The sequence below is a fragment of the Paenibacillus sp. 79R4 genome, from assembly GCF_013393165.1.
GTDB lineage: Bacteria > Bacillota > Bacilli > Paenibacillales > Paenibacillaceae > Fontibacillus.
This window is the reverse complement of record NZ_QJOT01000003.1, coordinates 294,263-320,634: the sequence shown is the minus strand read 5'-3', so window position 1 is coordinate 320,634 and position 26,372 is coordinate 294,263. Positions and strand designations below refer to the sequence as shown.

General features: G+C 46.9%; 33 protein-coding genes. All 33 read left to right on the top strand.

Going from position 1 to position 26,372, the window contains the following annotated elements:
- Positions 1-11 precede the first annotated feature (11 nt).
- Positions 12-431, top strand: coding sequence for a phage tail assembly chaperone (locus DMN77_RS05455; protein WP_179013882.1), 420 nt, complete (start codon positions 12-14; stop codon positions 429-431).
- Positions 432-690: 259 nt separating this feature from the next.
- Positions 691-2,739 (top strand): tape measure protein, encoded by a 2,049-nt coding sequence (locus DMN77_RS05450; protein ID WP_179013880.1) that lies wholly within the window; start codon positions 691-693, stop codon positions 2,737-2,739.
- A gap of 1 nt (position 2,740) precedes the next feature.
- Entirely contained in the window at positions 2,741-3,424 is a 684-nt protein-coding gene (locus DMN77_RS05445; protein WP_179013878.1) for a LysM peptidoglycan-binding domain-containing protein, read from the top strand.
- Complete coding sequence (locus tag DMN77_RS05440) at positions 3,399-4,394, top strand: XkdQ/YqbQ family protein (RefSeq protein WP_256872249.1); 996 nt, start codon at positions 3,399-3,401, stop codon at positions 4,392-4,394. The genes DMN77_RS05445 and DMN77_RS05440 overlap by 26 nt, the downstream gene beginning before the upstream one ends.
- Positions 4,394-4,735 carry a DUF2577 domain-containing protein gene (locus tag DMN77_RS05435; RefSeq protein ID WP_068782255.1) on the top strand — a complete coding sequence of 114 codons (342 nt, stop codon included), beginning with the start codon at positions 4,394-4,396 and terminating at the stop codon, positions 4,733-4,735. Before DMN77_RS05440 ends, DMN77_RS05435 begins: the two co-directional genes overlap by 1 nt.
- Entirely contained in the window at positions 4,732-5,130 is a 399-nt protein-coding gene (locus DMN77_RS05430) for a DUF2634 domain-containing protein (protein ID WP_068782254.1), read from the top strand. Before DMN77_RS05435 ends, DMN77_RS05430 begins: the two co-directional genes overlap by 4 nt.
- Positions 5,123-6,202 carry a baseplate J/gp47 family protein gene (locus tag DMN77_RS05425; RefSeq protein WP_068782253.1) on the top strand — a complete coding sequence of 360 codons (1,080 nt, stop codon included), beginning with the start codon at positions 5,123-5,125 and terminating at the stop codon, positions 6,200-6,202. The genes DMN77_RS05430 and DMN77_RS05425 overlap by 8 nt, the downstream gene beginning before the upstream one ends.
- Positions 6,195-6,779, top strand: a complete 585-nt coding sequence (locus DMN77_RS05420; protein ID WP_179013877.1) for a putative phage tail protein — start codon at positions 6,195-6,197, stop codon at positions 6,777-6,779. Before DMN77_RS05425 ends, DMN77_RS05420 begins: the two co-directional genes overlap by 8 nt.
- Positions 6,776-7,069 (top strand): ketopantoate hydroxymethyltransferase, encoded by a 294-nt coding sequence (locus DMN77_RS05415; protein WP_179013875.1) that lies wholly within the window; start codon positions 6,776-6,778, stop codon positions 7,067-7,069. Before DMN77_RS05420 ends, DMN77_RS05415 begins: the two co-directional genes overlap by 4 nt.
- Positions 7,062-8,126, top strand: a complete 1,065-nt coding sequence (locus tag DMN77_RS05410; RefSeq protein ID WP_179013874.1) for a phage tail protein — start codon at positions 7,062-7,064, stop codon at positions 8,124-8,126. Before DMN77_RS05415 ends, DMN77_RS05410 begins: the two co-directional genes overlap by 8 nt.
- A gap of 444 nt (positions 8,127-8,570) precedes the next feature.
- Positions 8,571-9,149, top strand: a complete 579-nt coding sequence (locus DMN77_RS05405; RefSeq protein ID WP_179013872.1) for a hypothetical protein — start codon at positions 8,571-8,573, stop codon at positions 9,147-9,149.
- 5 nt (positions 9,150-9,154) lie between these two features.
- Positions 9,155-9,361, top strand: a complete 207-nt coding sequence (locus DMN77_RS05400; protein WP_068782246.1) for a YqzN/YkzM domain-containing protein — start codon at positions 9,155-9,157, stop codon at positions 9,359-9,361.
- A gap of 1 nt (position 9,362) precedes the next feature.
- Complete coding sequence (locus tag DMN77_RS05395; RefSeq protein ID WP_179013871.1) at positions 9,363-10,826, top strand: phage tail sheath subtilisin-like domain-containing protein; 1,464 nt, start codon at positions 9,363-9,365, stop codon at positions 10,824-10,826.
- A gap of 24 nt (positions 10,827-10,850) precedes the next feature.
- The gene (locus DMN77_RS05390; RefSeq protein ID WP_068782244.1) at positions 10,851-11,267 is read left to right on the top strand and encodes a phage tail tube protein; all 417 of its coding nucleotides are present in this window, start codon (positions 10,851-10,853) and stop codon (positions 11,265-11,267) included.
- Positions 11,268-11,322: 55 nt separating this feature from the next.
- On the top strand, positions 11,323-11,784 hold the full coding sequence (locus tag DMN77_RS05385) for a phage tail assembly chaperone (protein ID WP_068782243.1): 462 nt from the start codon (positions 11,323-11,325) through the stop codon (positions 11,782-11,784).
- Positions 11,785-11,983: 199 nt separating this feature from the next.
- Entirely contained in the window at positions 11,984-13,597 is a 1,614-nt protein-coding gene (locus DMN77_RS05380; RefSeq protein WP_179013869.1) for a hypothetical protein, read from the top strand.
- A 14-nt stretch (positions 13,598-13,611) separates the two neighbouring features.
- A complete protein-coding gene (locus DMN77_RS05375; protein WP_179013868.1) occupies positions 13,612-14,244 on the top strand; it encodes a LysM peptidoglycan-binding domain-containing protein in 633 nt (210 codons plus the stop codon).
- Complete coding sequence (locus DMN77_RS05370; protein WP_179013984.1) at positions 14,244-15,221, top strand: XkdQ/YqbQ family protein; 978 nt, start codon at positions 14,244-14,246, stop codon at positions 15,219-15,221. Before DMN77_RS05375 ends, DMN77_RS05370 begins: the two co-directional genes overlap by 1 nt.
- Positions 15,211-15,588 (top strand): hypothetical protein, encoded by a 378-nt coding sequence (locus tag DMN77_RS05365; protein WP_068782239.1) that lies wholly within the window; start codon positions 15,211-15,213, stop codon positions 15,586-15,588. Before DMN77_RS05370 ends, DMN77_RS05365 begins: the two co-directional genes overlap by 11 nt.
- Positions 15,581-16,036: a DUF2634 domain-containing protein gene (locus DMN77_RS05360; RefSeq protein ID WP_068782238.1), complete on the top strand. Its 456-nt coding sequence runs from the start codon at positions 15,581-15,583 to the stop codon at positions 16,034-16,036. Before DMN77_RS05365 ends, DMN77_RS05360 begins: the two co-directional genes overlap by 8 nt.
- Positions 16,036-17,154 carry a baseplate J/gp47 family protein gene (locus DMN77_RS05355; protein ID WP_068782237.1) on the top strand — a complete coding sequence of 373 codons (1,119 nt, stop codon included), beginning with the start codon at positions 16,036-16,038 and terminating at the stop codon, positions 17,152-17,154. Before DMN77_RS05360 ends, DMN77_RS05355 begins: the two co-directional genes overlap by 1 nt.
- A complete protein-coding gene (locus DMN77_RS05350; RefSeq protein WP_179013866.1) occupies positions 17,147-17,734 on the top strand; it encodes a YmfQ family protein in 588 nt (195 codons plus the stop codon). Before DMN77_RS05355 ends, DMN77_RS05350 begins: the two co-directional genes overlap by 8 nt.
- Positions 17,735-17,768: 34 nt before the next feature.
- Positions 17,769-19,250, top strand: coding sequence for a phage tail protein (locus tag DMN77_RS05345; protein WP_179013864.1), 1,482 nt, complete (start codon positions 17,769-17,771; stop codon positions 19,248-19,250).
- A gap of 14 nt (positions 19,251-19,264) precedes the next feature.
- Positions 19,265-19,561 (top strand): hypothetical protein, encoded by a 297-nt coding sequence (locus DMN77_RS05340; RefSeq protein ID WP_179013863.1) that lies wholly within the window; start codon positions 19,265-19,267, stop codon positions 19,559-19,561.
- A gap of 18 nt (positions 19,562-19,579) precedes the next feature.
- On the top strand, positions 19,580-20,590 hold the full coding sequence (locus tag DMN77_RS05335; protein WP_179013861.1) for a hypothetical protein: 1,011 nt from the start codon (positions 19,580-19,582) through the stop codon (positions 20,588-20,590).
- A gap of 13 nt (positions 20,591-20,603) precedes the next feature.
- Positions 20,604-20,903, top strand: a complete 300-nt coding sequence (locus tag DMN77_RS05330) for a hypothetical protein (RefSeq protein WP_179013859.1) — start codon at positions 20,604-20,606, stop codon at positions 20,901-20,903.
- A complete protein-coding gene (locus DMN77_RS05325; protein WP_179013858.1) occupies positions 20,900-21,040 on the top strand; it encodes a hypothetical protein in 141 nt (46 codons plus the stop codon). Before DMN77_RS05330 ends, DMN77_RS05325 begins: the two co-directional genes overlap by 4 nt.
- 136 nt (positions 21,041-21,176) lie before the next feature.
- Positions 21,177-21,635 (top strand): hypothetical protein, encoded by a 459-nt coding sequence (locus DMN77_RS05320; RefSeq protein ID WP_179013856.1) that lies wholly within the window; start codon positions 21,177-21,179, stop codon positions 21,633-21,635.
- Positions 21,636-21,729: 94 nt separating this feature from the next.
- Complete coding sequence (locus tag DMN77_RS05315; RefSeq protein ID WP_068782232.1) at positions 21,730-21,990, top strand: hemolysin XhlA family protein; 261 nt, start codon at positions 21,730-21,732, stop codon at positions 21,988-21,990.
- 55 nt (positions 21,991-22,045) lie between these two features.
- Complete coding sequence (locus DMN77_RS05310) at positions 22,046-22,954, top strand: glycoside hydrolase family 25 protein (protein WP_179013855.1); 909 nt, start codon at positions 22,046-22,048, stop codon at positions 22,952-22,954.
- A 1-nt stretch (position 22,955) separates the two neighbouring features.
- Entirely contained in the window at positions 22,956-23,177 is a 222-nt protein-coding gene (locus tag DMN77_RS05305; RefSeq protein ID WP_068782230.1) for a phage holin, read from the top strand.
- 934 nt (positions 23,178-24,111) lie between these two features.
- Positions 24,112-25,302 (top strand): amidohydrolase/deacetylase family metallohydrolase, encoded by a 1,191-nt coding sequence (locus tag DMN77_RS05300; RefSeq protein WP_179013853.1) that lies wholly within the window; start codon positions 24,112-24,114, stop codon positions 25,300-25,302.
- Complete coding sequence (locus DMN77_RS05295; protein ID WP_179013852.1) at positions 25,268-26,371, top strand: DgaE family pyridoxal phosphate-dependent ammonia lyase; 1,104 nt, start codon at positions 25,268-25,270, stop codon at positions 26,369-26,371. Before DMN77_RS05300 ends, DMN77_RS05295 begins: the two co-directional genes overlap by 35 nt.
- Position 26,372: the final 1 nt, after the last annotated feature.

Here is a 26,372-nt window from a genome sequence, read left to right as displayed (position 1 = left end):
GGAGGAGCAGCATGAGTCAATTAAGTTTATTTTTTGCCCAAAATGTAGTGTCGGAAATTTCCGAGGAAGTGATCATTTCCCCCCGTTTCAAGGATGAAGCGGGCAAGCCGATTCCATGGAAGCTGCGCAGTATGACCGAGGAAGAGAACGAAGCGATTCGCAAATCGTCACAGCGCAAGATCAAGGAGAGAGGTATCGTTACGCTGGATACGAACTCTGATGAATATTTGGCCAAGCTCGTTGTAGCCAGCGTTGTGTTCCCGGACTTGAAGGATGCCGAGCTGCAGAAATCCTATGGCGTACTTGGCGCTGATCAACTGCTGCGCAAAATGCTGCTGCCTGGAGAATATGCGACGCTTCTACAGAAGGTACAGGAAGTTAACGGCTTTGACAGAGATGTGAACGAGCTCGCTGAAGAAGTAAAAAACTAATTAAAGAGGGCGACGGTGAGGCGAACTATGCCTACTACGCCCTCCACAAGCTTCGCATTATGCCTTGGGACTTCGTCGAGCTAGAGCCGCGCAAGAAGGCCGCGCTGATCGCGATGATCCAGGTGCGGATTCAGGCGGATTCCAAATTAAATAAAAAGTAACTGTAGGAATTACCTCGCCTGCGGTTAAGTTTTTTAGAGCACTCTCTGCACAATGCTATTGGGAGTGCTTTTTACTATTTTTGAAAGGAGGCGTGGAAATGGCGACATTGATGGGTGCACTAAACTTATTCGGTAAAGGCTCTAAACCGGTACAGAATTTTAATAATACATTAAATGTGGGCCTTGCGGATATTTCAAATACACTCAACCTCGGAATAACCGATATTACGAATACATTGAATCTTGAACTCACCAAAGTAACGAATACGCTAAATCATACCGTTAACAATTTTAATCAGACCTTGAATCAGACTCACAATAATTTTCAAACGATTGTATATGTTCAGAATGAAGCTGCTAAAGCGGAAGAAAGAATAACGGCCAGTATTGAGAAAACCGCCGAAGCACAGGAAAATCTTAATAAGAGTGTGGAGAAGTCCGGAAGTAAAATTTCTGATTTCCTTAAGAAATTTAATACCGAGACTGTGATCGATAAGCTTAAATCGGCAAAATCCTTGACCGAGGATTATATGGATACTTTCTCCAAACTGGATTCGATTAACGATAATTTACAAACCACGAAACAACTCCAGGATAAAGTATTTGCTTCTGCTCAACGATCCGGGGGCAGCTATATGGACATTGCCAATAGCATCGGGAAAATGGGGCAAGCAGCCCTATCTGCATTTAAAAGCAATGACGAGCTGATTGCATTTCATGAGTTAATGCAAAAGTCATTCCGGATTGGCGGTGTACAGCCTGAAAATCAACAAGCCGTAACGGATCAGATGACTTCCATTATGGCATCAGGAACGATGGGAAAGAGCGACTTTAGTACATTATTGGATACTGCTCCCCAAATTATCGATGCATTATCCAATTATACGGGAAAGAGCAAATCAGAGCTTATGGACTTGGCGGCAAGTGGTGCGATTACTGCCGACGTGCTAAAGAACTCGATGTTTGCTGCATCCGGCGACATTGAAGATAAATTTTCGCAGATGCCGATGACAGTCGGAGATAGCTTTAACATCCTCAAAAATAGCGCTCTGAGTTATCTTGATCCTGTCATTACCAAGATGAACGAGTTTTTTAGTAGCGATGCCGGTCAGCTTATCGCACAACTTTGGGCGATGGTAGCGCCAATTGCTGCACAAGCTATAGCCTGGATGGTGGCTAATTGGCCAATTACCCTTATCATTCTTGCGATAGGAGCGTTGGTTGGTGCACTGTTATATTTTGGAGTCTCAGCAGAACAGATCGTCGGCTTTGTAACAGGAGTGTTTTTCGCACTCTATGCTTACATTTACAATACAGTAGCTTTACTTTACAATCTCTTTGCATCATTTGTTGAGTTTCTTGCAAACTTGTTCATTGATCCAATCTTTGCTGTAAAAAAATTAATGTATGACTTAGCAATGACCTTCGGTGGATATATGTACAACATGCTCCGGTCAGCTGAGGATTTTGCTGGTGGCTTCATGAAGGTAATTATTGAGGGCATTAATGGTGCATTAAAGGGTTTCAACAAACTGGTTGAGGGTGTAAATAAAATCTTCGGTACGAAATTTAGCACTGCTAATTTATTCGATGCGGATAATATCCATGCGATAAGTGACTCATTTAAGGGTCTGATGGATGAGATGGAGGAGCCAGTAAGCAATAAGGATTTGTTTAAAGTTAACCGCATGGAGTATAAACAGACAGCTGAATATTTTGCGAAGGGCAATACTATAGGAGCCGGTCTTACCAGTAAGTTCAAGAGCCAATTTGACAATTTCGGCAAGAAAGGGATGCAATTCTCACCTGAACCTTACGGGTCAAATGGATTAACGAACCCAATGGGGGAGGCTAACCCATCTGGAGGCTTTGCTGGTACGGCTAATACCAACTCCATCCCCAATGTCGGAAGAGTCGATAAGGTAGGACAAATTGAGAATTCGGTAGATATCAGCAGCGAAGATCTGAAAATGATGCGGGAGCTGGCTGAGATGAAATCGATTCAGAATTTTGTCTCCCTTACTCCAACTGTCCAGGTAACGACAGGCCCCGTGAACAATGGTGCGGATATCGATACGATCGTAGCTCGGATAGAACAAACTCTGGAAGATGAAATCGCTGCTTCCGCCGCGGGGGTGTATGGCTGAGATGAGTAAATACTCTATGACTCTTTCTTACAATAATGAGAAAGAAGCGATTGAATTTCCGGTGCTGCCGGCCAAGATTGAGGTTTCCGAATCGGGTAATCATAAAACCTATGATATATCGAAGCTCGGCGAGATCAACGTGCTCAGGAACGTGAAGCTTGCCGAGCTGTCGTTTGAGGGGATTTTTCCTGTGAGCTGGTTTCCGGGGGCGAGTGTTGCGAAAGAAAGGTTATTCGAGCCGAAGCATTATGTCGAGGACATTCAGAAATGGTCCCGTTCCAAGCTGCCGATGCGTCTGGTCTTTACTGGCGGATCAATAGATATTGCGATGTATGTCAGTGTCGAGAAGTTCTCTTGGTCGGAAAGCAGCGGGGCGGTTGGCGATATCAAGTATCAAATCTCGTTTAAGGAATACCGTTTCTACGCGGCAACGAAGATGGAGATTGTGGAAGAAACCAAAGAGGGAGCCAAAACCGCTAATAAGAGCAGTAACGAATCAAAATCCCGTCCCGATACGAGAGTTCAGCCCAAGACTTATAAATTGGTAGCCGGGGATTCGCTTTGGAAGGTGGCCAAGAAGTTTCTTGGCGATGGAGCCAAGTACAAGCAGATTCAGAAGCTGAATGGTATTAAGGACAGTGAGCTGAGGAAATTACCGATTGGAAAGATTATTAAACTACCGTAAGAGGGGGGACAACCGGATGCTGGAGCTGCTGCTGGATAACAAGGAAGGGTCTATATGGGATATATCCGAGCTGGTCACAGATGCAACCTGGAAGACCTCCCGGGTCGGCAAGCCGGGCAGCTTTGATTTTTCCTTTATTGCTGCCGATAATATCAAGATTAACAATGGCGACATCGTAAGGGCGAAGTGGGAGGGTATGCCGATTTTTTATGGATATGTGTTTACAATCGGGAGCGATCAAGAGGAACAGATCAAGGTCAAATGCTATGACCAAATCCGCTATTTGTCCACAAATGAAACCTATGTGTTCAAGAATATGACTGCCGCAGCCATCGTCAAGCGTATTGCGGATGATACGGGCCTGAAATGGGGGCATGTCGTCGATACGAAGTACCGCATTCCTTCGATGGTTGAGGATAATCAGAAGCTGATCGATATTATTTGCAAAGCTTTCGACCATACCGTTATTAATACGGGGAATATCTATAACTTTTTTGATGAATTTGGGGCGCTGGCTGTACGTGATGCCAAGGATATGAGGCTTAATCTGGTGATTGGCGACGAAGCCTCCATGTACGGTTATTCTTTTGAGAAGAGTATTGATAATGAGACGTATAATCGCTTCAAGCTGGTGCAGGACAATAAGCAGTCGGGTCATCGCGACGTATACGCCGCTGAGGACAGCGCGAATATCGCCAAATGGGGGCGGCTGCAGTACTTTCAGAAGGTCGATGACAATATGAATGAAGCCCAGATCAAAAAGCTGATCGAGCAGCTGCATCAGCTAAAGAATCGTGAGATGAAGAAGCTTAAGCTTGAGGCTCTTGGCAATCCGTCTGTCCGAGCCGGTTCTTATCTTAACGCGAGGATTGCTGATCTGGGCATCGATCAATTCTATTTGGTCGACGAGTGCTCGCATCGCTTCAGCGGGGAAGATTATACGATTAGCTTGGATTTGAAGGTGATTTAATGGCACTTGGAGATAAAATAAGAAGGCTCGGCAGTGAGGCCGTGGGCGCCGGTAATCCGGTGGCGGTCCTGTTCGGGACCGTAGTAAAAGTAAATCCTCTTGAGGTGAACGTCGATCAGCGTTTCACGCTCGAAGAGGATTTTTTGGTTGTGACGGAAAGGCTGCAAAGATATGAGATTGATCTGAAGCATAAACACGATACAAGTGAGGCCTCTACAAAGGAGGCGTTGCTAGAAAAAGTGGTTATCCGTAAAGGTCTGCAAGTAGGAGACTCAGTGCTTCTACTGCGCGTTCAAGGCGGGCAGAAATATGTCGTATGGGATCGGGTGGTAAAGTCATGATACCGATTGGAGCCAGCTTGACCCCTGAGTTGGAGGAGACTCAGGAGACTAGCCGTACCTATAGGCTGGATTTCCAGAATAACCGCATGGCTGGAATGACAGATGGTCTTGATGCAGTAAAGCAGGCCGCCTATAAAATTCTGCAGACCGAGCGGTTTGCTCATTTGATCTACGGCAATGATTATGGTTTTGAAGGTCATAGCTTGATTGGCAGGAGCAGCGGTTATGTCAGATCCGAACTAAACAGGCGAGTATCCGAAGCCCTTTTGCAGGACGATCGGATATCCGGGATAGCGGATTTTCAGGTAGATATCAAAGACGATCAAGCGGTGGCATCCTTTTTGCTCCACTCGATTTATGGTGATTTTCGGATGGAGGTGAATGCAAATGTATGAGAATCAGACGTATGAGGCCATTTTGCGGCGGATGCTGGAACGGGTGCCGGAGCAAATTGATAAGCGGGAGGGGAGCATTATTTATGATGCGCTGGCTCCTGCGGCGGCTGAGCTGGCCCAGATGTATATGGATCTGGATGTGAACCATAATTTGTCTTTTGCGGATACAGCTACGGGAGAGTATCTGGAGAGGCGGACGCTGGAGTTCGGAATCGAACGGGAACCGGCGACCAAGGCAAGGCGGAAGGGGCTATTCTTTGCGTCCGGGCAGGCCCCGATGGATGTTCCGACCGGCAGCCGTTTCTCAATTCGTGACCTTGATTATACAGCGATCAGCAAAATGAAGACTGGGGAGTGGGTACTTGAATGCGAGACTGCGGGAACTACTGGAAATCAGGAATACGGGACGCTGCTGCCGATCGAGTATATCGACGGTCTTGCCCGGGCTGAGTTGGGGGAGGTCCTCGTTCCTGGGGAGGATGCAGAGAGTGATGAAGCGTTGCGCCAGAGGTATCTTGAGGTGGTTAATGAACAGCCCTTTGGTGGAAATGTTGCTGATTACAAGCAGAAGATCAGTGCGATGGACGGTGTTGGCGGGGTGAAGATATTCCCGGTCTGGAATGGCGGCGGGACGGTAAGGGCGACGATGATCTCGTCGCAGTATACTTCTCCATCTCAGGAACTGATTGAGGAGGTGCAGACCATTCTAGACCCGGAGACGAATCATGGAGAGGGGATTGGCCTTGCCCCCATCGGGCATACGGTAACGGTTGCCGGGGCGGAGGGCATCGCAATTGATGTGACAGCTACGCTTACACTGGCGAATGATACAACGATTGGACAGGTCCAGACTGATGTGGAGGAGGCTCTTCAATCCTATTTTGGACAGCTCCGGCAAAATTGGGCTCATGAGTCAGCTCTCGCCGTGCGTGTCGCGCAAATCGATGCTCGCATTTTGACGGTGGCCGGAGTCGTGGATGTTAGTCACACGCTGCTTAATGGCCAGTCTGGAAATATTCAGCTCACCGAGGAGCAGATTCCACTGCTGGGGAAGGTGACGCTGGATGAATAGGCTGCTTGAATATTTGCCGGGATATTACCATGATATTCTTGATTTTCGTGAGCTTACGGAGACGGAGACTCAGGAACTGCTGACCGTTGAGCAGGCAATGGAACGGCTGCTGCAGGATCAGTTTGTACTGACCGCCTCAGAGCAGGCGATCAAGCGGCGTGAGAAAATGCTTGGCATTCAGGCCGACCCCAAAGCCGAAACTCTGGACTTCCGCCGCAAGCGGCTGATCAACCGCTACTCCACCAAACCGCCATTTACCGTAAGGTATTTGCAGCAGAGGCTGGATTTTTTGGTGGGGGCGGGGCTGGTCATTGTTGGTGTAGATTCGCAAAGTTTTACTGTTACGGTTACCACTAGTATGGAGAATGCAGCGGTATTTAAAGAAGTCGAGCACACGATAAGAGTTGTCAAACCTGTGAATCTGATCTATCAACAGCAAACAGGTTTGGAGGATGAGCTTTTACTAAGTGAACATATCTCTAAGAGAAATGTAGCTTGGAATTATAGATTGGACGGGGGCTGGCTTTTGGGAAGCAAGGCTTTCGCTGAATTAGGCGCGGAGGTGGTGATTAAATGATTGTCAGTACTTTTTTGTCCGATATAGCCAATTACACAAATGCAAAGATTGCTAAGGTAGTGTTGAATGACACGGTAGAGGTACCAAGTTTCACGATTAAAGAAGTAGATGGATCAATGATTACAATGCAGTATATTGTCCCTGCTACTCTAGTAACTATCATAAACAAAATTGAGCTTAAGGATAAAGATGACAATGTGATAAGTAGCAATAACGTATACGTTCCAATAGCCACGGATACGTTGCTTCTTCAAAACATCCAAGTGAAGGAGGTAAGCCCTAATGGCTAAAACGAACTGGAGATTAACGGATGTTGTAAAGCCTGAAGACATGAATAACCTCGGGCAAGAGGTTAATGATTTGCGTAGTGATTTGGGTAATATTGATGTTCCTACTGCAACTTTAACCCAGCCCGGGATAGTGCAGTTGTCTAATTCGACAACGGGAACGCGGGAAGATGTAGCATCAACTGAGAAGGCTGTTAAGTCAGCATTTGATAGAGCAGAGGCAGCTTTTCAAGCTGGCAATGAGCGTAAGAAAGAAGTTGTGGACGCCCTCATTGCCATTGGAGTATCGGCGTCCGTAGAGGAAAGTTGGGATGTACTTATCAGCAAGATGGCAACCGTAATTAAAGCAAACGGTAATGCGACAATTGGGGACGTGGTGGCAGGAAAGACATTTAGCAATGCTACTGGAAACGGATTAACAGGCACAATGCCTAATCAAGGCTCTAAGGTGATAACTCCAAGTACATCAAACCAAGCTATTTTAGCAGGATATCATAATGGTACTGGTTATGTAAAAGGTGATTCTAATCTAGTAGCGGGTAATCTTCCTAAAGATATAAGCATTTTTGGTGTCACTGGACTATTGGAACGATTAACGACAGCAGATCGCAATGCAATAATATCGGCAATTATAGCAAAAGGTGTGGCAGCTAGTGCGGCAGATACAAACTTGATATTAGCTCAAAAAATTGGACAGATTAATATTAAACAGGCTTCTGGAAATACAGGAGGAAAAACAGTAGAAATAAACAACTTAGCTTTTAGTCCAATAGCCGTTATGATTAAATATAGCGGTAGTTTCGTAAGTAGCGATGGAGCCTCTGGCTGGAACGATAAATCTGTAAGTGTTTCTGGCGATGCCTATTTTGTTAAAGGAGTTAGTATCTATCCCAGACTTAATTCATCTACCACAACAGGCAGGGATGGTAATTCCAACTTAGAGGTATCCGCTTCTATTACGTGGTCGCCTAATGGATTCACAATTAGTGTCAGTTCATATACGCCTTACTATACTACTATTAGCGCAAATATAGGTAGTTGGTATGCATTAGGGCTATAACTTATTAAACTTTTATTTTAATAACTTTTAAATCCTCTTCCCCCGGGGGTTATTTTTATGGAGTTTTATAGAAATATGGTAGTTAGGATAATATTGTTTTTACCTAAACTCCAATTGCTGGATTCCACGCCCTGAAAGGAGGTGAGTCAAATTGTCATCTATCCATTAAACATGATCCGAAGCAAATTGCTAGAATCGGTTCCTGAATTGAAGGCCGTTTACAACGTCTCAGAACAAGCTGAGATTAGCAGCGCAAAACCGTATGTCATTCTATCTCCTATTACAGATAGTGGCGGTAGCCCGTGGACTGGATGGAGATATCTAATTGAAGTCAGCCTACACGTTGACAAGGTCAGTCCCCAGCAACTTAACTCCATAGCTGAGTCAATTACAGAGTCGCTCAACAATCAGCTTCTAGAAGACGAGCTCACCGACAAGTGGCTGATGCTTTATCCGCAACAATCCGTTAAGGACATCATCGATGAGGAGCGGCAAACGATCAAACGCACCATGAGCTTTACTGTCATTAGCCCTCGTCGGTTAACGGTGGAAAGTCCAATCACTAACGACGACTGGCTGACCTCAATCGCAACCTGGACACAAGATCTCCTGGGAAAAGAGTGGTTCGTATACAGCGGAGCCTGGCCGCTACAGTCAGCTGTACCTGCTGTAATGTGGAGAGTTAGCGAGATGGATATCACGCCTAAGGGAACATCATCCTTTGAGATTCAAAAGCGCTTGACCGCTTTTATTCAAGGCGTTGATTCCAACCAAGAACATAACGCTCTTCTGCAGCTTCTTGAGGCCCTTGGAACATCATCAAGACTGCCGATGAACGAAGCGGATCGCCGCTATCTAACCGTCTCTGGGCCGAAGGTGAACACCAAAGTCACGGCCGATGGTTACACGAATCAAGGAGAGGGGCCGCTCACAGTTACTTTAAGCGGAAGAACAAGCCGTCAACCTGCTGGTACGGAGGGGCCATTGATGCAATTTGTACATTATGAATCCAATTTGAGGTGAGACACTTGTTATTCAAAAAAAGAATCGCACAGCCCAAAGAGACATCCTCGCCGCTGTATTCACTGCAAGAGATGCTGGAGAATGCAGAGGCCATCCTTGGCGTGAAGCCAGAGGTATTGGTTGGGGCCACAGCAAACATGGAGCAGGATGCATTTCATATTAAAGAAGCTGAAGAGCTTGTCCAACAATTTTTAAGGAAGAAGGTGCTGTAACATGGCAGGAGGAACTTGGAATTTAACGAATCAACCGGTTTTGCCCGGTTTGTATATGAATTTTGTGAGTGCGGCCGGAACGGCGATTCAATCTGGAGCACGTGGGGTTGTCGTCGCCCCAGTCAAATCGCATTGGGGGCCAATCGGCCAATTTGTTGAGGTAAATAGTGAAATGGTGATCCGGGAGATGTTTACTGACAACGAGACAGATGGAGCAACAGCATTCTCCACTTTATATCTTGCGCTGCTCGGCGGACCGAACAAGCTGCTGGCTTATCGTCTGGCAGACAGTTCAGCGGCAGAAGCCATTATTCATTTAAAAAATACTGAGTCTAGCCCAGCAGATGCAATTACTCTGAAAGCGAAGTACCCTGGCAAGCGTGGCAATGACTTCAAAGTAACGATTCAGCCAAGCCCGGTCATTGCAAATACCAAAGAACTCAAACTGTACGAAGGTGGTAAACTGCTGCGGACGATTGCACTCGGAAGCGGCGAGGCGGCGCAGGCTGCAACTGCTATAAATGAAGACACGGGCAATCAATGGATTGTCGCTGAGAAAATAGCGGAAGGCACGCTCGCGGATGTATCCGGCGAAGCCTTTGCAGGTGGAGAGAGCGGAATCTCAGGCATTACTAATGCCGATTATATTAAGGCTACGGAAGCTTTTGAGACCCAGGACTTCCATGTGCTGACGCTTGACGGTGTCACGGATGCGGCACTTCGGACCAGCGTTGTTGCTTGGGTGAAACGTGTACGTGGCGAGGGCAAAGGAATTATTGCCACACTTGGCGGCACTTCGGCCGAGGATACAGCCAGTGATGCGGTAAATACAGCGATAGCCCGCAGTATGGCCAGCGATTTTGAAGGGATCGTTAACGTGGGTACAGGGGCAAAAATGAACGGCAAAGAATACTCTTCCTCCCAGGTAGCTGCTTGGGTGGCGGGTCTGATTGCCGGTCAGTCCTTGAAGGAGTCAACAACTTATGCTGTTGCGCCGTTTGAGGATGTAACACATCGCTGGACTCGTTCCGAGCAAGAGCAGGGCGTGCAGAACGGGGTATTTTTGCTGGTGCATGATGGTCGCAAGGTGAAGGTTCTTCGCGGGGTGAACAGTCTGAATACGCTGGGTGAAGGCAAGAACAGAGGCTGGAAGAAGATCCGCAAGATTCGTGTCATTGACCAGATCAACTCAGATCTGCAAAAAACCGCCGAGGATCACTATATCGGTAAAGTGAATAACACGGAAGAAGGTCGTCTCGCTTTGATCAGTGCGGGCAAGCAGTATTTGCAGACCTTAGCTTTGGAAAATGTGATCGAATCCACCGGGTTCGATGTAACTCTGGATCCTCGTTTTTATGGAAGCGGGGCGCAGTTCGTTCCTGAAGACGATCAGGTCTTCCTGGCGTGGACGGCGGATGATACCGATGTCATGGAACAAATTTTCGGAACGTTTTACGTACAATAAATCGATTATTAGGGGGATAACAATATGGCACAATATCTTGATCCAGGCCGCATTATTATGGGGACGTTCGGTCAGATTTTTATTGATGGAGTCTGGCAGTCGAACTTAAATCATCTGGAGGCCAATGTCGAAGCGGACAAGCGGGAACTGAACCTCGTTGGTACGGAATATACCGTATTTAAGTTGGGACGCAAAAAAGGAACCGGCACAATGAGCGGTTACAAAGTAACCTCGGATATGATTACGCGGGGCTTCCAGAAGTTCTCGATCATTAATAAGCTGGATGATCCTGAGGCATATGGCTTTGAACGCATCCAATTGAACGGATGTATGGTCGATAAAATCCAGCTCGCCAACTGGACTGCCGGCGAAGAGGTCGTTGAGGAAACGGCGTTTACGTTTGAGTCCTATGAGTTGCTTGACCCGATTGTTGCATCTTAATCGACGGGGACTGTTATTTTAGCGAAGTTTCATAAAGTAGGGAGGAAGCCCGGTTATGAGTTTGAATGAACAACTGAATGAACAGGAAATTTTGGACGGTCTCTTCGAGACGGCAGCAAATTTGCCGGAAGAGACCGTTTTTATTGGGCGGTTAAGCCTGAGGATTACGCTGCGTGGCCTAACATCCAGCAAGGTGGACGCCATTCGCGAACGCTGTACGATCCGCAAGACGACTAAGGGGCAGATTACAGAAAAGATCGATAGCGAGTTGTTCAACGCGGCGTTGATTAAAGAAGCTACCTCGGCCCTTGAAGTTGTGAAGAAGTTGGACGGCGGCCAGGAGCAGGCCTTGAAGCTGAGCGGATGGGGCGATGATCGCTTGATTAGCCGCTTGAAACTGTCAGGTGGTGAAGAGGCGGTTCGCCGGATGCTTTTGGCTGGGGAATTGGATGCTGTAGGCGACAAAGTACTCGAAATTTCCGGCTTTGGGATTGATATTGATGATGTAAAAAACTAATAGACTCCGGCGGCATGACAACGCTGCTCTTCCATCTTTGGACGCGGCATAGTCTTCGCCCCGGGGTGTATTGGTCTCTTCCCAAAGGAGAACGCCTGCTGTTAAGAGCCTTCTCGGAGAGGGAGCTGGAGTTGTTGAACTCTTCTCCCTCAACCTGAGGTCTCTATCAGGCGTGTATGAGGAAGAAAGGAGGTGGCTTATGCCTCAGAAGGAAATCGATTTGGTCATTAACGACCGCGATATCGAACAGGCTGAGAAAAAGCTGCGGAGCATGGACAGTTTATTGCAACAGACCCAGCGACGGGCCGCTGTTCTGGGCCAAACAAGAATGACGCCTGTAATCTCTTTGGATGATCGTTTCACTACAAAAGCAAGGTTAATCACACACAGATTGACCTTACTTGACCGGATGAGCGCGAATCCGATAGTTTGGCTGATTGATAATGCATCTGCTGGAATTAACAAAATTCGCAACTCTTTATCACGGTTAACACAACCCCCTTGGCGTGTGACGATCTTAGGACCAAACTGGGATGAGGCTGCCGGCACGTCTTTTGCCGATCTGTTTGGCAATGAATCGCTCTATACAGAGGTGGGCAAGAAGGCGGGAACAACTTATTTTGAGGCGTTCTTATCTGTTCTGGATCCGCTGAGGATTACGGATATTTTAGGCCAATTATCCATGGCGAATGGTGGTCAGGTATCTACTGGAGATCAAGGGTCTGGATCGGACGGAGGCGGCTGGAAAGAAGGGACCTTGGATTTTGTAAAAGAAGTAGCTGCCGGTATTCTGGTTGACATACTGTCAAAGAAAATTGGTGGGAAAATGAGTGAGTTGGGTGATTTTCTTAGTAAGAAAGTGACACCCGGTAAAGTGAAGGATCCTTTGAAAAGCCCACCAAAGGTTACTTCGGAAATATCTAAAAGTGCATCAAAATCAATTTCCAAAACAACTACAAAAGCAGCCTCAAAGGGAGTTTCTCCTACTGCTAAAGTAGCAGAAGAGTTTGTAAGCACTATTCCTTCACGTCTTGACACATACGGAAGACGCGGAAAATTTTTGTCCAAAACATTACCGTTTGCTGGAAAATTGCTTACTGGCGCAGGAATGCTTCTAACAATTAAGAACACACAAGAATATATGGATAACAGTGGAATGTCGGACCTGGTAAGGAAAGCTCCTAAATTAATATGGGATGATTTGAATACTCCCCCTAGAACAGAAGTTAACGGTAAGCCAGTAGAAGATATGGGGGTTATCAAATATACGATTGAACTTGGTAAAGAAACTTACAACAGAGTGACGAATAAAGAGACTTGGAAGAACACGTACGGTGACGCTCTGAAATCCATGAAGCCTTTTATTTCTCGGGAAAATTTAAGTACCTTATTTTTTGGGGAGGATGTTTCTGATGAGGTAGAAAGAACAAGAGCGGAAAGAGAAAAGAAAAAAGAACAAAGTAATGCAGTTCAAGGAAATACTATAAATGATTCCACATCAAAAAGTATAAATGAAACTCTTAATAAGATTGGGTATATCAATCCGATAGAACGGATTAATCAAATCATTAAGGGTACTAAATTCATAAATTCTGACTCTTCAATTCAATTTCCTACTAATCAATCAGCAGTGTCTGGAATAAATTCGAACAATATCAAACAAGAGGTGGACCATTCCGTTAACGTCTCAGTTACACCTGGCGCCATCAATCTCACAGTCCAAAAAGACGAGATCAACTACGAAGATATTGCCCAAAAAACAGGCAGCTTGATTGCTAATCAGGTTCGTTTTGCAATGATGAATATGAGTTAAAGGAGGGATGAGCGGTGGAAATCCACTTGATCGATTCGGCGGGTAAGGATTTTTATTTTCCGGTGAATCCTGAAGAGATTACGATTACCCGGGGAAACGCCCTGGATACAGTGAATATTGTGGCGCTTGGGGAATTTGATTTTCCGGTCGGAGAGAGGGTGAAGGAAATCGCCTTCTCTTCTTTTTTTCCGGCAGCCTATGATCCAGGTTACTGTAATTATGAGAACTTGCCTGATCCGCAGATGGTCATGAATCAAATCACCTCGATGATAAATAGTAAACGGCCAGTCCGGCTGATCATTTCCGATACGGCAGTCAATGTGCTGGTTATGTTATCGGCTCACAACAGCACGTTCAAAGGCGGCGAGCCAGGAGATGTTTATTTTGAGATTACGGCCCGCACCTGGCAGGAAATGAAGGTACACAATTCTGCGGCAGCTCAAGCTAAAAGCGGTTCATCCAATCGAAGCGATACGAAGCAGGCGGCCAAGACCTACACGGTGAAGTCTGGAGATACCCTCTCTAAAATCGCCAAGCTTGAGTTAGGGAGCAGCGCAAAATGGCAGGCAATCTATAAAGCTAACGCTAAAACGATCGGTAAAGATCCGAACAAAATAAGGCCGGGACAAAAGCTGGTGCTGCCATGATGAGCTATGAGGTTGTGCTGCGGAATAAATATTATTTGAGTGGGCTGATTGAGAGCATATCCTTGACTGATTCGCTGGATATGATCGCTTACCAAGGAACGCTTAACATGAAAATTCCTGCCGACTTTCCCGGAATTGAACCTGGGCAGGAGATCAGGGTGAGCGGGACCCCGTTTGGGGGTTCAAGCAAAGTATATTTGCTTCATCCTGGTGTGGTCTGGGAATGCTCAAGCAGTGTTGATCAGAGCAAGCATATGAGGGTGAGCTTCTACGATAGAACGATATATTTGGCACGTTCGGAGGACGAATGTCTTTTCTCGGCGGGAGGAACGGCTACCCAGCGTCTCAAGAAATATGCTGCTGATTGGAATATTAAACTGGCCCCCTCCCTTCCCGATACGAAGCAAAGATTAAAGAAAGCTGTTTACCGTGCACAGACGATTTACAACATGATTATGTCTGATTTGAAGGAAACCGTAAAAGCCGGTGGTGACATGTACATCCCACGGATGACACCTTCAGGTTTCGGTCTGTTTAAGATCGGAAGCAATGAAACGGTTTGGGTGTTGGGAGGAATCGAGTCATCTACCCAAAACCGTACCTTGGAAGAGACAGTCACCAAGGTGAAAGTGCTTGGGACAGCGGATGGTAAGGAAGATGCACCTTCCAAGGTATTAGCTATCGCTACAGGAGAAACGGCGAAGTATGGGGTTCTTCAGCGGATCGTTCAAGATGATGATGTTAAATCGGTAGAGGCCGCCAAGAAATTGGCTCAATCCAAGCTGACAGGCATCGGGGAAACCTACACCGTTCAGTGCATAGATTTGAATACCATACGTGCTGGAGACAGGGTAAGCTGGGGCGGTCAGCAGTTGATCGTAACGGGCGTAACGCACGATCTTGGGAATCCGGGCCATATGACACTGGACTTAACGACCTTGGCGGATGTAAAAAGGAGGTATTTTCTTGACAGTTGATCCTTATACAGCACTTGCTGTTGCTTTTCGTGATAATGCGATGAAGAAGGCCAGCGAGGTTCTTTCTGGTCTTGCAACGGATCTTGGGACGTTAACGTCAACTGGACTTAAGCTCGATCAGTTTAAGCATGAGATCAAGGATTATTATGTTGCTGAGTTTCCCGGAACTTTGAGATTACCTGAACTGGAACTGACCGGGACGACCACCCTGGGCGAAGGGGAGGGAAAGTTTTTATTTCAAGCCTCGGAGACGAAGGAAGTATCGCTAACCTTGAAATACGCCCCAGGGGACCGGGTGCTGGCCCTGCCGATTAACGGCGGCAATGATGCGATTATACTTTGTAAGGTGGTGAGCGGGGGTGGCTAATCTTTTTCCGGAAAGTATGGAGCAATCCTGGGATGATTCCGGGAATCCGGAGTTGTTGGAAGACGGGGTAAGTCTAGGCCGGAGCTGGCGCTTCGACTTTGATGCCGGGGAATTCGTAATGACGCCTACGCGAAAAATAGCTCAGGTAGATGGGATGGACGCTTGGGTGATGTGGTGCCAGAAGGCGATTCGCACCCCGCGATACAGGCATCTGATTTACTCTCGCCAGTATGGGCAGGAGTTGGATGAATTGATCGGTAGAGGTTACAGCCGAGCCGTACAAGAAAGCGAAATCCAGCGGATGGTGACGGAGACATTAATGGTTGATCCCCGTACGTTGAGTGTGGATGGTTTTACGTTTAGTTGGCAGGAAGACGGATGTCGTTTCTCTTGTCAGATCAGAAATGTACATGATGAGCAGTTCACTTTAGAAGGGAGTGTGAGCTGATGGCAGAGCTGCCGCTTTTTTTACAGGAACAAACAGAGGATGAGATTATGCAGCGTATGCTGGAACGAGTGCCCGCAGATATTGATAAATCCGAGGGTTCTTTTATTTGGGACTCGCAAGCTCCGGTTGCTTTTGTGTTAGCCGATGCCGCAGTTTGGGGGCAGCAAGTGCTGCAGCGCGGCTTCGCGAGCACGACTTACGGTGAGTATCTGGATCTGCGAGTCGCGGAGCATGGGCTTACCCGGCGTGCTGCGGTTGCAGCGATAGGCAAGGTCATGTTCTCGGGGACACCGGGAACGACTGTGCCGACGGGAACTGTTGTGGCAACTCCGGCAGATGAGATTACAGATGAGGCATCGATTGAATACAAGACGTTGGAAGCTGTTGCTCTGGGAACGGATGGATCTGGTATTGTTCCTATCAGGGCGCTGGTCGCTGGCCGAAGCGGTAATGTGCCTGCGGGTGTTATTAATGTAATGTCAACGTCAATCAGCGGGATCACGGCAGTGATCAATCCCAATGAAACTACGGGCGGTACAGATGTTGAGTCAGATGAATTGCTTCTGGAGCGGTTCTATGCGCAGGTTCGAAACCAAGGAACCAGCGGTAATAAGGCGCAATATATGAAATGGGCCGGGGAAGTCGCGGGTGTTGGCGGCGTTCAGGTAATTCCGTTGTGGAATGGACCAGGTACGGTTGGAATTTATTTGCTCGATGCCGATAAACGTGCGGCAAATGCAGAAATAATTGCTGCTGCGCAGAAGCATATTGATCCGACCATGGATGGCCAGGGGGAAGGTGTTGCGCCTGCCGGGCCTGTGGTTACAGTTATGGGGGCGAAAGAGGTCCCCATTGAAATTTCGGTGCAATTGACACTTGCGGCTGGTTCAACGATGGAAGAAGTCAGGGGTTATATCGAGGATGGAGTTCGTGCTTATTTGAAGCAGTTAGCTTTTACAGATACGTTGGTTCGTTATACACGTATAGCTGCCGTATTACTGGATCTTCCGTCCATTGTGGATTATACGAACCTGACCGTTAATGGGAAGGATAACGCAAATATGGAAATCTCACCGGGACAGGTTGCCGTTCTGGGGACGGTGAATGTTTATGAGTAGCTTTCAGCATTTTCAAATAATAAGCCCTAAGGGACGAGAGATGTTCTCTTATCTACCGGGATACTATGAGAGCTCACGGATTATGCAGTCTGATATGAACAGTAAGGGCGTTGAACTGGATGAATTATATAAAGCACTGGATGAGACGCTGAATCAGTTCTATGTGCGGACGGCTACCTGGGGATTGGACCGATGGGAGGAAGAGCTCGGATTGACAACGGAGCTGGCTAAGCCGATTGAGCAGCGTCGTGCTTTGGTGGAATCCAAGCTGCGTGGGGCTGGGCAATTCTCCGGACGGCTCGTGAAGAATGTAGCTGAAGCTTACGATGGTGGAACCGTGGATGTATCATTTCAGCCTGCTGAGTGGAGCTTCACGATTAAGTTTGTGGACACCATCGGCGTCCCACCTAACCTGGATGATTTGAAGATGGTCATCGAGGAGATTAAGCCGGCTCACTTGAAGGTGGAATATGAATTCAGCTATTTATTGATTCGGGACATTCATGGAGCAATGACGCTCAATCAAATGGAGCAGATACCCTTAAGTAAATTTGCAGGAGGTGGTCCGGTTGGCCAGTAATACACCTAATCTTAATTTATTGAAAAAAGATCCTATGATCGATGGGGACGACACATTTAATATAAAGACCATGCTTAATGACAATTGGGACAAGATCGATGCCGCCATGGGCCAGGTCGATATTCCTGATGCTTCGCTAACCGTCAAAGGTAAAGTCCAGCTCTCCAGTGCAACGGACAGCGCAGCCGAAAATCAGGCGGCGACGCCGAAGGCAATCAAAGATGCGGCCCTTCAGGCGAAATCCTACACGGATCAGCAGATCAGCCTGGTCACGGAGACAGGCATCCCGAAGCTGGTCAGCTACCCGCTGCTGGTGACGGCCACAGCGGATAATCAGAATGTGTTCGAGATTCCGCTTGATCTATTCGACGCGAACACAGACACCTTGCTAGTAGCGATTAACCGGGCAGTCTTGGACGCTACGCAGTACACCCTGACCAATACCGTCCGCGATGGAGCTGGACAAGTCACGCAGCGGGCAAAGATCAATCTTCTATCCGGTGTGGCCGCTACATCTGAGGTAACCATGGTCGTCCTGAAAAATGTACCGATTGGCCCTGATGGCGCGATCAATGGCGGGGTATTGGCTACTGGCAGCGTACCGATCAATCGGGTGGACGGACTACAGGATAAGCTAGATCAGGCTTTTCAAGCTGGCAATGAGCGTAAAAAGGAAGTCGTGGACGCCCTCGTTGCCTTGGGAGTATCAGCGTCCACAAATGATAGTTGGGACACGCTTATTAGTAAGATGGCTACCGTAATCAAAGCGACTGGTAATGCTGATGTTGGGGATGTGTTGGCGGGGAGGACGTTTAGTAATGCATCGGCAGCTGGACTGACAGGCACAATGCCTAATCAGGGGGCGAAGATTATTACGCCAGGGACGGTCGATCAGACCATTGCGGCAGGGTATCATAATGGGGCTGGTCTGGTTAAAGGCGATGCTAATTTAACATCACAAAATATCAAGTCGGGAGTCACAATTTATAATGTACCTGGTACACTTAAACCAGTCGGCGAAGCTGTACTAACATTTGATGGTAGATCTAAACCACTACCAAACGGCAGCAATATACTTGATACGGTTATCACGCTTCCTGCTGGTGTAAAAAGAATTATGTTTACATCGGATGAAGGTCCGTCAAATAATACAACAGGCACAGGGGTAGGAATATCGGTCAGAAGTGATGATTCTAGTCTATGGGCATCCTTCCGCATGATGAACGGGGCTTCTTATGTCAATAATCAATACTTTGATATTATTTCATATTACCAGTACTACTTTGTAACCTCATTCTTACATTTACTTGATATTGATTTTGATGCAGGATACGCAACGTTATCATATATTAGTTCAAAAGATAATACTACGTACAAAAACAAAATCACTATACCATCGGGTTATAACAAAGTAGCAGCGCAAAAAATTGTCCTTAATGGTGTCAACATGAACAATGTATCAGGTGTTACAACATCAGGCAGCACATATTTTCGAGGTAAATTAACTTATTTCTAGGAGTGGTGATATATATGAAATACATTACATTTTCTAACATTGAAAATGGTGTTGGTAGAGTAAAAGCAATCATTATTAACCCTTATGAAGAACAGATGGAAGATACGGGAATATTTGTTGATGATATTCCTGTTGCTGAGTCGATAGAAGGATTTTATCCGGTATTAATGGCACGGATCGAAACAAGAGAACCTTTTTACAACTATGAAGTCCTGTCTGATCCTCCAATTCAAGAGATTACTTTGGCTGAGAAAGTAGAGGTACTAGAGCAGGCCATCGCAGAATTAACCCTAATGATCGCTACTCCATAAGAAAGGAGCTGAACACATATGGCAAAGGGAATCACCTTGCAAGAGCTAGATTCAACGGCTACCAGTCGCCTTGTTATTAAGGACAGTGCTGGACGCGCTAAGGTTACCGCACCTTCAGCAGCGGATGACATTGCGGTCAAAAGCACAGTTGATAATGCGATAGGTAATCTCTCAACCTTGCAAACAACGGATAAGAGTAACGTTGTAAAGGCAATCAATGAGCTTTTTACAAATGTCAATAAGGGCAAAGAGCTAATCGTTGGGGCTATTATTGACAAAAAAGGCACTGCATCTCCCAACGATACTTTTCCGACGTTGGCGGAGAACATCAGACAAATCAAAACGGGAATAGAAGACGCCATGCAGGATATGTCTGATTGGATTCAGCTCATACTTGACTACATTGAAAAATCTGAAAAGTACGTGGATATCAACGCGACGCTTGACAAAAACAAAAACGTGCTGTTCAAGATCGACAGTAAAGCGTGTATTGTGAACAAGAACATGATTCCACTGTATACATCGCTCGTGGACTTTTCATATGCCAAAATCGTATTAACTCCAAATGGCAAACACTTTTTTGCAGTGTTTGGGGACGTAATAGAAAAATACACAACATCGGGCGTTTTGGTGTGGAAAGCCGCCAAAACCGCCACTACAAACATATGGGATGATGTATCCACCAATGATGATATTCTAGCTGTGTTGAGCAAAGAGAGCAGAGACAACAGCAACAGCTATCAACACCAAATTAGGCTATATGACGCAAAAAACGGTGCGTTGTTAACCACAACACTTCTTAGTACCAGTTCCCAATATAGCATGTCTGCCGCGTGGGACGAACGGAAGAATGTGTTTCTTGCTATAGATGACTACGGCAACGCATCAAGCAACGCCTACACGTCGTTCGTGAGAACTGACGGGGCTATACAAAAGGAAAGCAGGGCTACGTCAAAGGATTGGAACTATTTGCGATACAACCTTTACAAATTTATTTACTGTCTGAAATTCAGAACAAACGAATTTTAAGGAGCGGTCTGATATGTACCTAAAATTAACCAAGAATGTTTTTGTGCAAGAAGGCGGCGCTACCCGCTACCTGTACGGCGGACTGGATATTAACAAACTCACATCAGCTTACATTGACGGTGATGTGGCGTATGTAGGCACAACCGAAGAAATCACGGAGTTGCCAGACGGTGCAAGTGAAATCACGTTAGAAGAGTACAATGAAATCGCCAGCCAGCCGATCAAAGCTGAGCAGGACAGAATTACGGCGCTGGAACAAGCCATAGCCGAGTTAGCTATGATGGTCGCCATGGGAGGAGGTGAATCGCAATGAATTTTGATAAGAACAGCGGATTGGTTAAGGTGTGGGTCAGCCTGGTCATGGTAGGAACATATAAGATTGAACAAGTGCCAGCACTATATAATCTTAAGACAGTAGTAGCGGAAGTCGTTAACGGAACATCAGCTTAAAGCACGCCCACATGGAGCGTGCTGTTTTTATGTCAAAAAATCAACTAAATAGAGTAATTAATTTACAACATTTAGGAGATCTGTGTATAATAGAGTCGAATCGGCCGATTCTAAAAATCCTGAAGGGTGGAAGACCATGAAACTCAAAAAGGTTTTAGCGGTTCTTTTTGCTTGTGTGATGGTACTAACAATGTCATCATCTGTTTTTGCTGCTGATGTGCAACCACAAGCAGCAGGTATAGGGGACACAAAAGATAGTGCAATTTCTCTACTTTCTATGTCTCAGGATCATACATTGTACTTATCAAATGCTCAGGACCAAGACTGGTTTAAATGGACTAACAATACTGGGGCTGGTAAATTGGTTTCCGCATTTGTTATGCCTAGTGGAAACCAGTGTATTTTTAGAGTAGGAATGCAGATCAAATATGCAGATGGTAAAGAGTCGAGTGTTTTCTATGGGACAACCCCAAATCCTGGAAGTGGCACGCATTTATATCGTGTTTATGTCCCTGAAGGAGCTACAGCTTATATAGTAATTGATTCGACTTATTATGCAATGGAACAGTATCAATTTCTTTTCCGTGCAGAATAATAAATAGTTTTTAAAGGAGGCACCTCTAAATGGGGTGCTTTTCTTTATGCCCCCGCCCACCCGGGGGCATTTCTTTTGAAAGGGGGAAAGGGGGATGGACGGGGTGCAAACTGAGGTGCTTCAGCGGATTACGAGAGTGGAGACGAAGGTAGACAATATGGACGATAAGCTGGATCGGGCGATTGCGGCTAATGAGACGGCGGTAGAGGCGTTATCCTCGGCGCGGTCGGCTCACCATCGGCTGGACAAGATTGAAGATGCCCAGAAGTGGCTCTGGCGCACCATTGCGGCGTCGATCATTACGATTGTCGTCGGAGCTATTTTAACAGTGATTAAATTGCAGGGCGGGGCGTGAGTACAAGCCGATTACCACCAACCTAGCATATTTTACAGTAAAGGAAGTGATAGCGATGCAGACAAGAAAACAAGGCAACGCCCAAGGTATCGACGTCTCCCACTGGCAAGGCAAGATCGATTGGACGAAGGTAGCGGCGAGTGGAATATCATTCGCTTTTATTAAGGCTACCCAAAACGGTGTGGATGAAAAGTTTATCGAAAACGCCCAAGGAGCAAAAGCCGCAGGATTGATGATTGGTGCCTATCATTACCTGGACAATTCCGTGATGACAGAAGCTGCGGCAAAATCGGCAGCGCAAATGTTCTACAATGCGATTCAGTCGGCGGGAGTAAAACTCGATCTTCCTCCAGTACTTGATTACGAATCGAAATCCGGTAGTTTAAGCGTGGCGGGAGCTACTGCAGTTGCAAAGGCTTTTCTCAATGAAATCGGGCGATTGACCGGAGTTACTCCGATGCTCTACACCTATCCGGCGTTCATTGGCAATTTCAGTGGCCTAAGCCAATACCCGCTTTGGATTGCACGATACAGCACTCAGGCGCCTGTTGACGCATCCGGTTGGACTCGCTGGACGTTCTGGCAATATAGCGATGGCCAAAGTGGAGGTACATTGCCGAATGGTTCGAGAATCGTGGGCGGAATTAACGGACAGGTGGATTTGAATGAATTTGATGGTACCGAGGCCGAATTGAGAAATAAATACGGTTCTAAAAAGGAGGAGCCGAAAGTGGGCGAACGCGATGTGAATCAAGTCAGTGATTGGGCTGCAAAAGACTGGGCAGAAGCCAAGGCGAATGGTTATTTCGATGGAACGAGACCCGGAGCGGCGATAACGAGAGAAGAGACAGCAATCGTGATCAATAGACTAAGAGCGAACTTTCTCAAGCTGATTGCCGGCAGCTCGGCAAGGATTAGTGATCTGGATGAAAGACTGAAACGGATCGAGCAGGGAGGTCAATAATATGATCAAAAAAAGATGGCGCAACTACGCGTTATGGGTGAGTATTGTATCCCAAGTGCTGCTCCTTATTCAGCTTCTGGGACATCTGACGGGACTGTTTGACTTAACCGAAGTGATGAAGCAGGATATTTTGGCCATTACGGATGTTATCCTTGGTCTTCTGGCTACTTTGGGCATTATCTCGAATCCAACCAAGCCCAATAGTGGCGGATATAACTTATAACCCCTCATCAGTTACAGCCACCGGAGAGGACTGAATCAATTGAATACCAGATTAAGAAATCGCCCGTTCGGTCCTGCGATCGGAGGGCGATTTCTTTGTTGCTTTATTTTATTAACATGAACATTACATAGCAGCAAGCCAGCAAAATACCAAACAAACAGATCCACAATACTGCTCTTCCCCAACCCCGGAAGCCATTCTTCGATTTGGGCATGACCAGATGTCCCCTTTCTTGCGTACTTGACCAAAACTCCCTCTAAATTAGTATGCCTGGTTCAAAGGGGACACAGTCATCGTCATACTTTTTTCGAAATTTTCTCACCGGTTCTGCTACTGAGATTCTTAACTGCCCGGAGCTTCATTTTCTAACGAAACGTGGTATCGCTATTAGGGTCGATATAAGCCTATAAAAATTGTAACGAAACACGGTAACGTTATTGGTTTACATAAGTAATTTGAAGGACTCATTTCTCCAAAATAACGATATGGTGTTTCGTTAAAGTTAAATTGCGACTGTTTTTGCTGAAATAGCGATCGGTAGTTTCATTAGAAGTTAGTGATCTATTCTGCTCAACATCAACAGCCATTGTCTTTTAGAGGAGGCCCCTTCTTTTAATGTTCACCTTCGTGTTCCTAAAAAAAAGTACTTCAAAACATTCACCCAAAAACATTATAACGTTATATTTACTAATCGCTCATTCCGTGTTATCTTAAACATTATAATGTTATGTTGAGGGTTCAAAAAGCACAGTTTTCAGCACTGAGAGGGTTGGATGAAGCTAGGGACTAAGGAGCGGAACGTACATAATGGGTACATGAGCACCGGAGGGCTCGGGTGAATTCAAGATTCGATGTCGAATAAGCTTTTCAGTGTTACCACATGATCAAAAGTGGACTTTTTGAACTACCTTATATACGAAATGTGGTGAGAAGAATGGATGATAGATTTATTCTCCACAACGTCAAACACGTGGATGGAGAGGAAATCGATATCGTGATTGAGGATGGCAGAATTGTAGGAATTACTCCGGTCGGCCAGGGAATCCAAACACCGAGTCAACCGGATAACGGCGTTACCGCTTCCGATAGACTGGGAGTGCCGAGTCCGAGTCTATCCGTAGACGGCATCACCGTATACGATGGCCAAGGGGACTACGTCTCCAGCGGCTGGATTGATATGCATGTGCATGCTTTTCCGGAGTTCGACCCCTATGGTGACGAGATCGATGAGATCGGTGTGAAGCAGGGCGTTACAACGATTGTCGATGCCGGTAGCTGCGGCGCGGACCGGATCGTTGATCTGGCCCGGAGTAGTCAGGAGGCGATGACCAATCTGTTCGCATTCCTGAACATTTCACGGATCGGCCTAAAAAGGGTTGATGAGCTCTCCAATCTCGAATGGATTGACCGCGGCAAGGTGCTTGCTTCGGTTGATACGCTCTGCGATGTAATCGTTGGCCTGAAGGCGCGGATCAGCAGCAGCGTGGTCGGCGGAAACGGGATTAAGCCGCTGCAAACGGCGCGAAGACTATCCAGCGAGACCGAATTGCCGTTAATGGTACATATCGGCTCGGCTCCTCCGGACATTACGGAGGTAATTCCATTATTAGAGCGAAAAGATATTATTACGCACTATTTAAATGGCAAAAAGAATAATCTGTTCGATGAGCAGGGACAGCCGCTCCAGGTGCTGGTGGACGCGATAGCCCGGGGTGTCCATCTGGATGTGGGCCATGGAACGGCCAGCTTCTCATTCAAGGTGGCTGAAGCGGCCAAACAATTTGGGATTGCGCCAAATACGATCAGCACGGACATCTACCGCGGCAACCGGTTGAACGGTCCGGTGTACAGCATGGCCAATGTGCTGTCCAAATTTTTGCTGCTTGGCTATCCGCTTGAGCAGATTATCGCGGCTGTTACAACGAATGCCGCCGAATGGCTGGGAAGACCGGATCTTGGACGCATTCGCATCGGAGATGCCGCCAACTTAACGCTATTTAGTCTGGAGCAGGAATCCGCCATACTGACCGATTCGGAAGGAGAGCAGCGGACGACGAACCAGTTCATCAAAGCCAAAGGAGTGTATACGAATGGGACATTCATTAAATGCGAAGTACGGGCTTAAGCGCGTTATCAATGCCAGCGGACGCATGAGCATTCTTGGCGTATCTGCGCCAAGCGATACTGTGATGGAGGCGATGAGGCAGGGCGGGCAGAGCTATGTGGAAATCGCTGACCTGGTTGATAAAGCCGGGGATCGCATTGCCGCGATTCTAGGCTCGGAAGCGGCCGTTGTTGTCAATTCTGCGTCCAGCGGGATTGCGCTCTCTGTTGCCGGGATTGTCACCAAGGGAGAGCGCCGTCAGAGCGAGCGACTGCATCAGGACCCGATCTATCAGAATGAGATCATTATCCTCAAAGGCCATAACGTACAATACGGCGCTCCGGTGGAAACGATGGTCTATCTGGGCGGGGGCAAGCTGGTTGAGGTCGGTTACGCCAATGAAGGCCGTGCCGAGCATATTGAGGACGCCATCTCCGAGAAAACGGCAGCTATTTTATATGTAAAATCGCACCATGCTGTACAGAAGAACATGATCTCGGTCGAGGAAGCGTGGGCGGTGGCGCAGCGCAATGGAGTTCCGCTTATTGTGGATGCGGCAGCTGAGGAGGATTTGCAGAAATACGTAAAATGCTCCGATCTGGCTATTTACAGCGGCTCCAAAGCGATCGAGGGTCCGACCTCAGGCATCGTTGCGGGCAGACGTACCTATATCGAATGGGTGAAGGCGCAATTGTCAGGCATCGGTCGCAGCATGAAGGTTGGAAAGGAGACATCCTTTGGCCTGCTGCAGGCGCTGGATGAATATATGGTGAAGGAAGATCGCAGCGAGCAGGAAAAAGAAACCTTGCAGGTTTTAATGCCCCTGAACGAACTGGCCGGTGTGCAAGTGTCAGTCGTACAGGATGAGGCGGGACGGGCTATTTTCCGGGCTAGAGTTCAAATTGATCCGCAGCAAGCTGGCGTAACAGCCAAGGAGGTAGTAGCAGGTCTCATGGATGGAGATATTGCTGTATATACGCGGGATTATGGGGTAAGACAAGGGTATTTTGATATCGATCCGCGCCCGCTGTTAGGGGACGACATCCACGTTATTGAATCCAGAATCCGCGAATTAGCAGGAGGTAAATAAG

What these genes read in the sequence shown, in the direction of transcription:
- DMN77_RS05455 (WP_179013882.1), top strand. Translation starts at nt 12, where the DNA reads ATGAGTCAATTAAGTTTATTTTTTGCCCAAAATGTAGTGTCGGAAATT.
- DMN77_RS05450 (WP_179013880.1), top strand. Translation starts at nt 691, where the DNA reads ATGGCGACATTGATGGGTGCACTAAACTTATTCGGTAAAGGCTCTAAA.
- DMN77_RS05445 (WP_179013878.1), top strand. Translation starts at nt 2,741, where the DNA reads ATGAGTAAATACTCTATGACTCTTTCTTACAATAATGAGAAAGAAGCG.
- DMN77_RS05435 (WP_068782255.1), top strand. Translation starts at nt 4,394, where the DNA reads ATGGCACTTGGAGATAAAATAAGAAGGCTCGGCAGTGAGGCCGTGGGC.
- DMN77_RS05430 (WP_068782254.1), top strand. Translation starts at nt 4,732, where the DNA reads ATGATACCGATTGGAGCCAGCTTGACCCCTGAGTTGGAGGAGACTCAG.
- DMN77_RS05425 (WP_068782253.1), top strand. Translation starts at nt 5,123, where the DNA reads ATGTATGAGAATCAGACGTATGAGGCCATTTTGCGGCGGATGCTGGAA.
- DMN77_RS05420 (WP_179013877.1), top strand. Translation starts at nt 6,195, where the DNA reads ATGAATAGGCTGCTTGAATATTTGCCGGGATATTACCATGATATTCTT.
- DMN77_RS05415 (WP_179013875.1), top strand. Translation starts at nt 6,776, where the DNA reads ATGATTGTCAGTACTTTTTTGTCCGATATAGCCAATTACACAAATGCA.
- DMN77_RS05410 (WP_179013874.1), top strand. Translation starts at nt 7,062, where the DNA reads ATGGCTAAAACGAACTGGAGATTAACGGATGTTGTAAAGCCTGAAGAC.
- DMN77_RS05405 (WP_179013872.1), top strand. Translation starts at nt 8,571, where the DNA reads ATGCTTTATCCGCAACAATCCGTTAAGGACATCATCGATGAGGAGCGG.
- DMN77_RS05395 (WP_179013871.1), top strand. Translation starts at nt 9,363, where the DNA reads ATGGCAGGAGGAACTTGGAATTTAACGAATCAACCGGTTTTGCCCGGT.
- DMN77_RS05390 (WP_068782244.1), top strand. Translation starts at nt 10,851, where the DNA reads ATGGCACAATATCTTGATCCAGGCCGCATTATTATGGGGACGTTCGGT.
- DMN77_RS05385 (WP_068782243.1), top strand. Translation starts at nt 11,323, where the DNA reads ATGAGTTTGAATGAACAACTGAATGAACAGGAAATTTTGGACGGTCTC.
- DMN77_RS05380 (WP_179013869.1), top strand. Translation starts at nt 11,984, where the DNA reads ATGCCTCAGAAGGAAATCGATTTGGTCATTAACGACCGCGATATCGAA.
- DMN77_RS05370 (WP_179013984.1), top strand. Translation starts at nt 14,244, where the DNA reads ATGAGCTATGAGGTTGTGCTGCGGAATAAATATTATTTGAGTGGGCTG.
- DMN77_RS05355 (WP_068782237.1), top strand. Translation starts at nt 16,036, where the DNA reads ATGGCAGAGCTGCCGCTTTTTTTACAGGAACAAACAGAGGATGAGATT.
- DMN77_RS05350 (WP_179013866.1), top strand. Translation starts at nt 17,147, where the DNA reads ATGAGTAGCTTTCAGCATTTTCAAATAATAAGCCCTAAGGGACGAGAG.
- DMN77_RS05345 (WP_179013864.1), top strand. Translation starts at nt 17,769, where the DNA reads ATGATCGATGGGGACGACACATTTAATATAAAGACCATGCTTAATGAC.
- DMN77_RS05340 (WP_179013863.1), top strand. Translation starts at nt 19,265, where the DNA reads ATGAAATACATTACATTTTCTAACATTGAAAATGGTGTTGGTAGAGTA.
- DMN77_RS05335 (WP_179013861.1), top strand. Translation starts at nt 19,580, where the DNA reads ATGGCAAAGGGAATCACCTTGCAAGAGCTAGATTCAACGGCTACCAGT.
- DMN77_RS05330 (WP_179013859.1), top strand. Translation starts at nt 20,604, where the DNA reads ATGTACCTAAAATTAACCAAGAATGTTTTTGTGCAAGAAGGCGGCGCT.
- DMN77_RS05325 (WP_179013858.1), top strand. Translation starts at nt 20,900, where the DNA reads ATGAATTTTGATAAGAACAGCGGATTGGTTAAGGTGTGGGTCAGCCTG.
- DMN77_RS05320 (WP_179013856.1), top strand. Translation starts at nt 21,177, where the DNA reads ATGAAACTCAAAAAGGTTTTAGCGGTTCTTTTTGCTTGTGTGATGGTA.
- DMN77_RS05315 (WP_068782232.1), top strand. Translation starts at nt 21,730, where the DNA reads ATGGACGGGGTGCAAACTGAGGTGCTTCAGCGGATTACGAGAGTGGAG.
- DMN77_RS05310 (WP_179013855.1), top strand. Translation starts at nt 22,046, where the DNA reads ATGCAGACAAGAAAACAAGGCAACGCCCAAGGTATCGACGTCTCCCAC.
- DMN77_RS05305 (WP_068782230.1), top strand. Translation starts at nt 22,956, where the DNA reads ATGATCAAAAAAAGATGGCGCAACTACGCGTTATGGGTGAGTATTGTA.
- DMN77_RS05300 (WP_179013853.1), top strand. Translation starts at nt 24,112, where the DNA reads ATGGATGATAGATTTATTCTCCACAACGTCAAACACGTGGATGGAGAG.
- DMN77_RS05295 (WP_179013852.1), top strand. Translation starts at nt 25,268, where the DNA reads ATGGGACATTCATTAAATGCGAAGTACGGGCTTAAGCGCGTTATCAAT.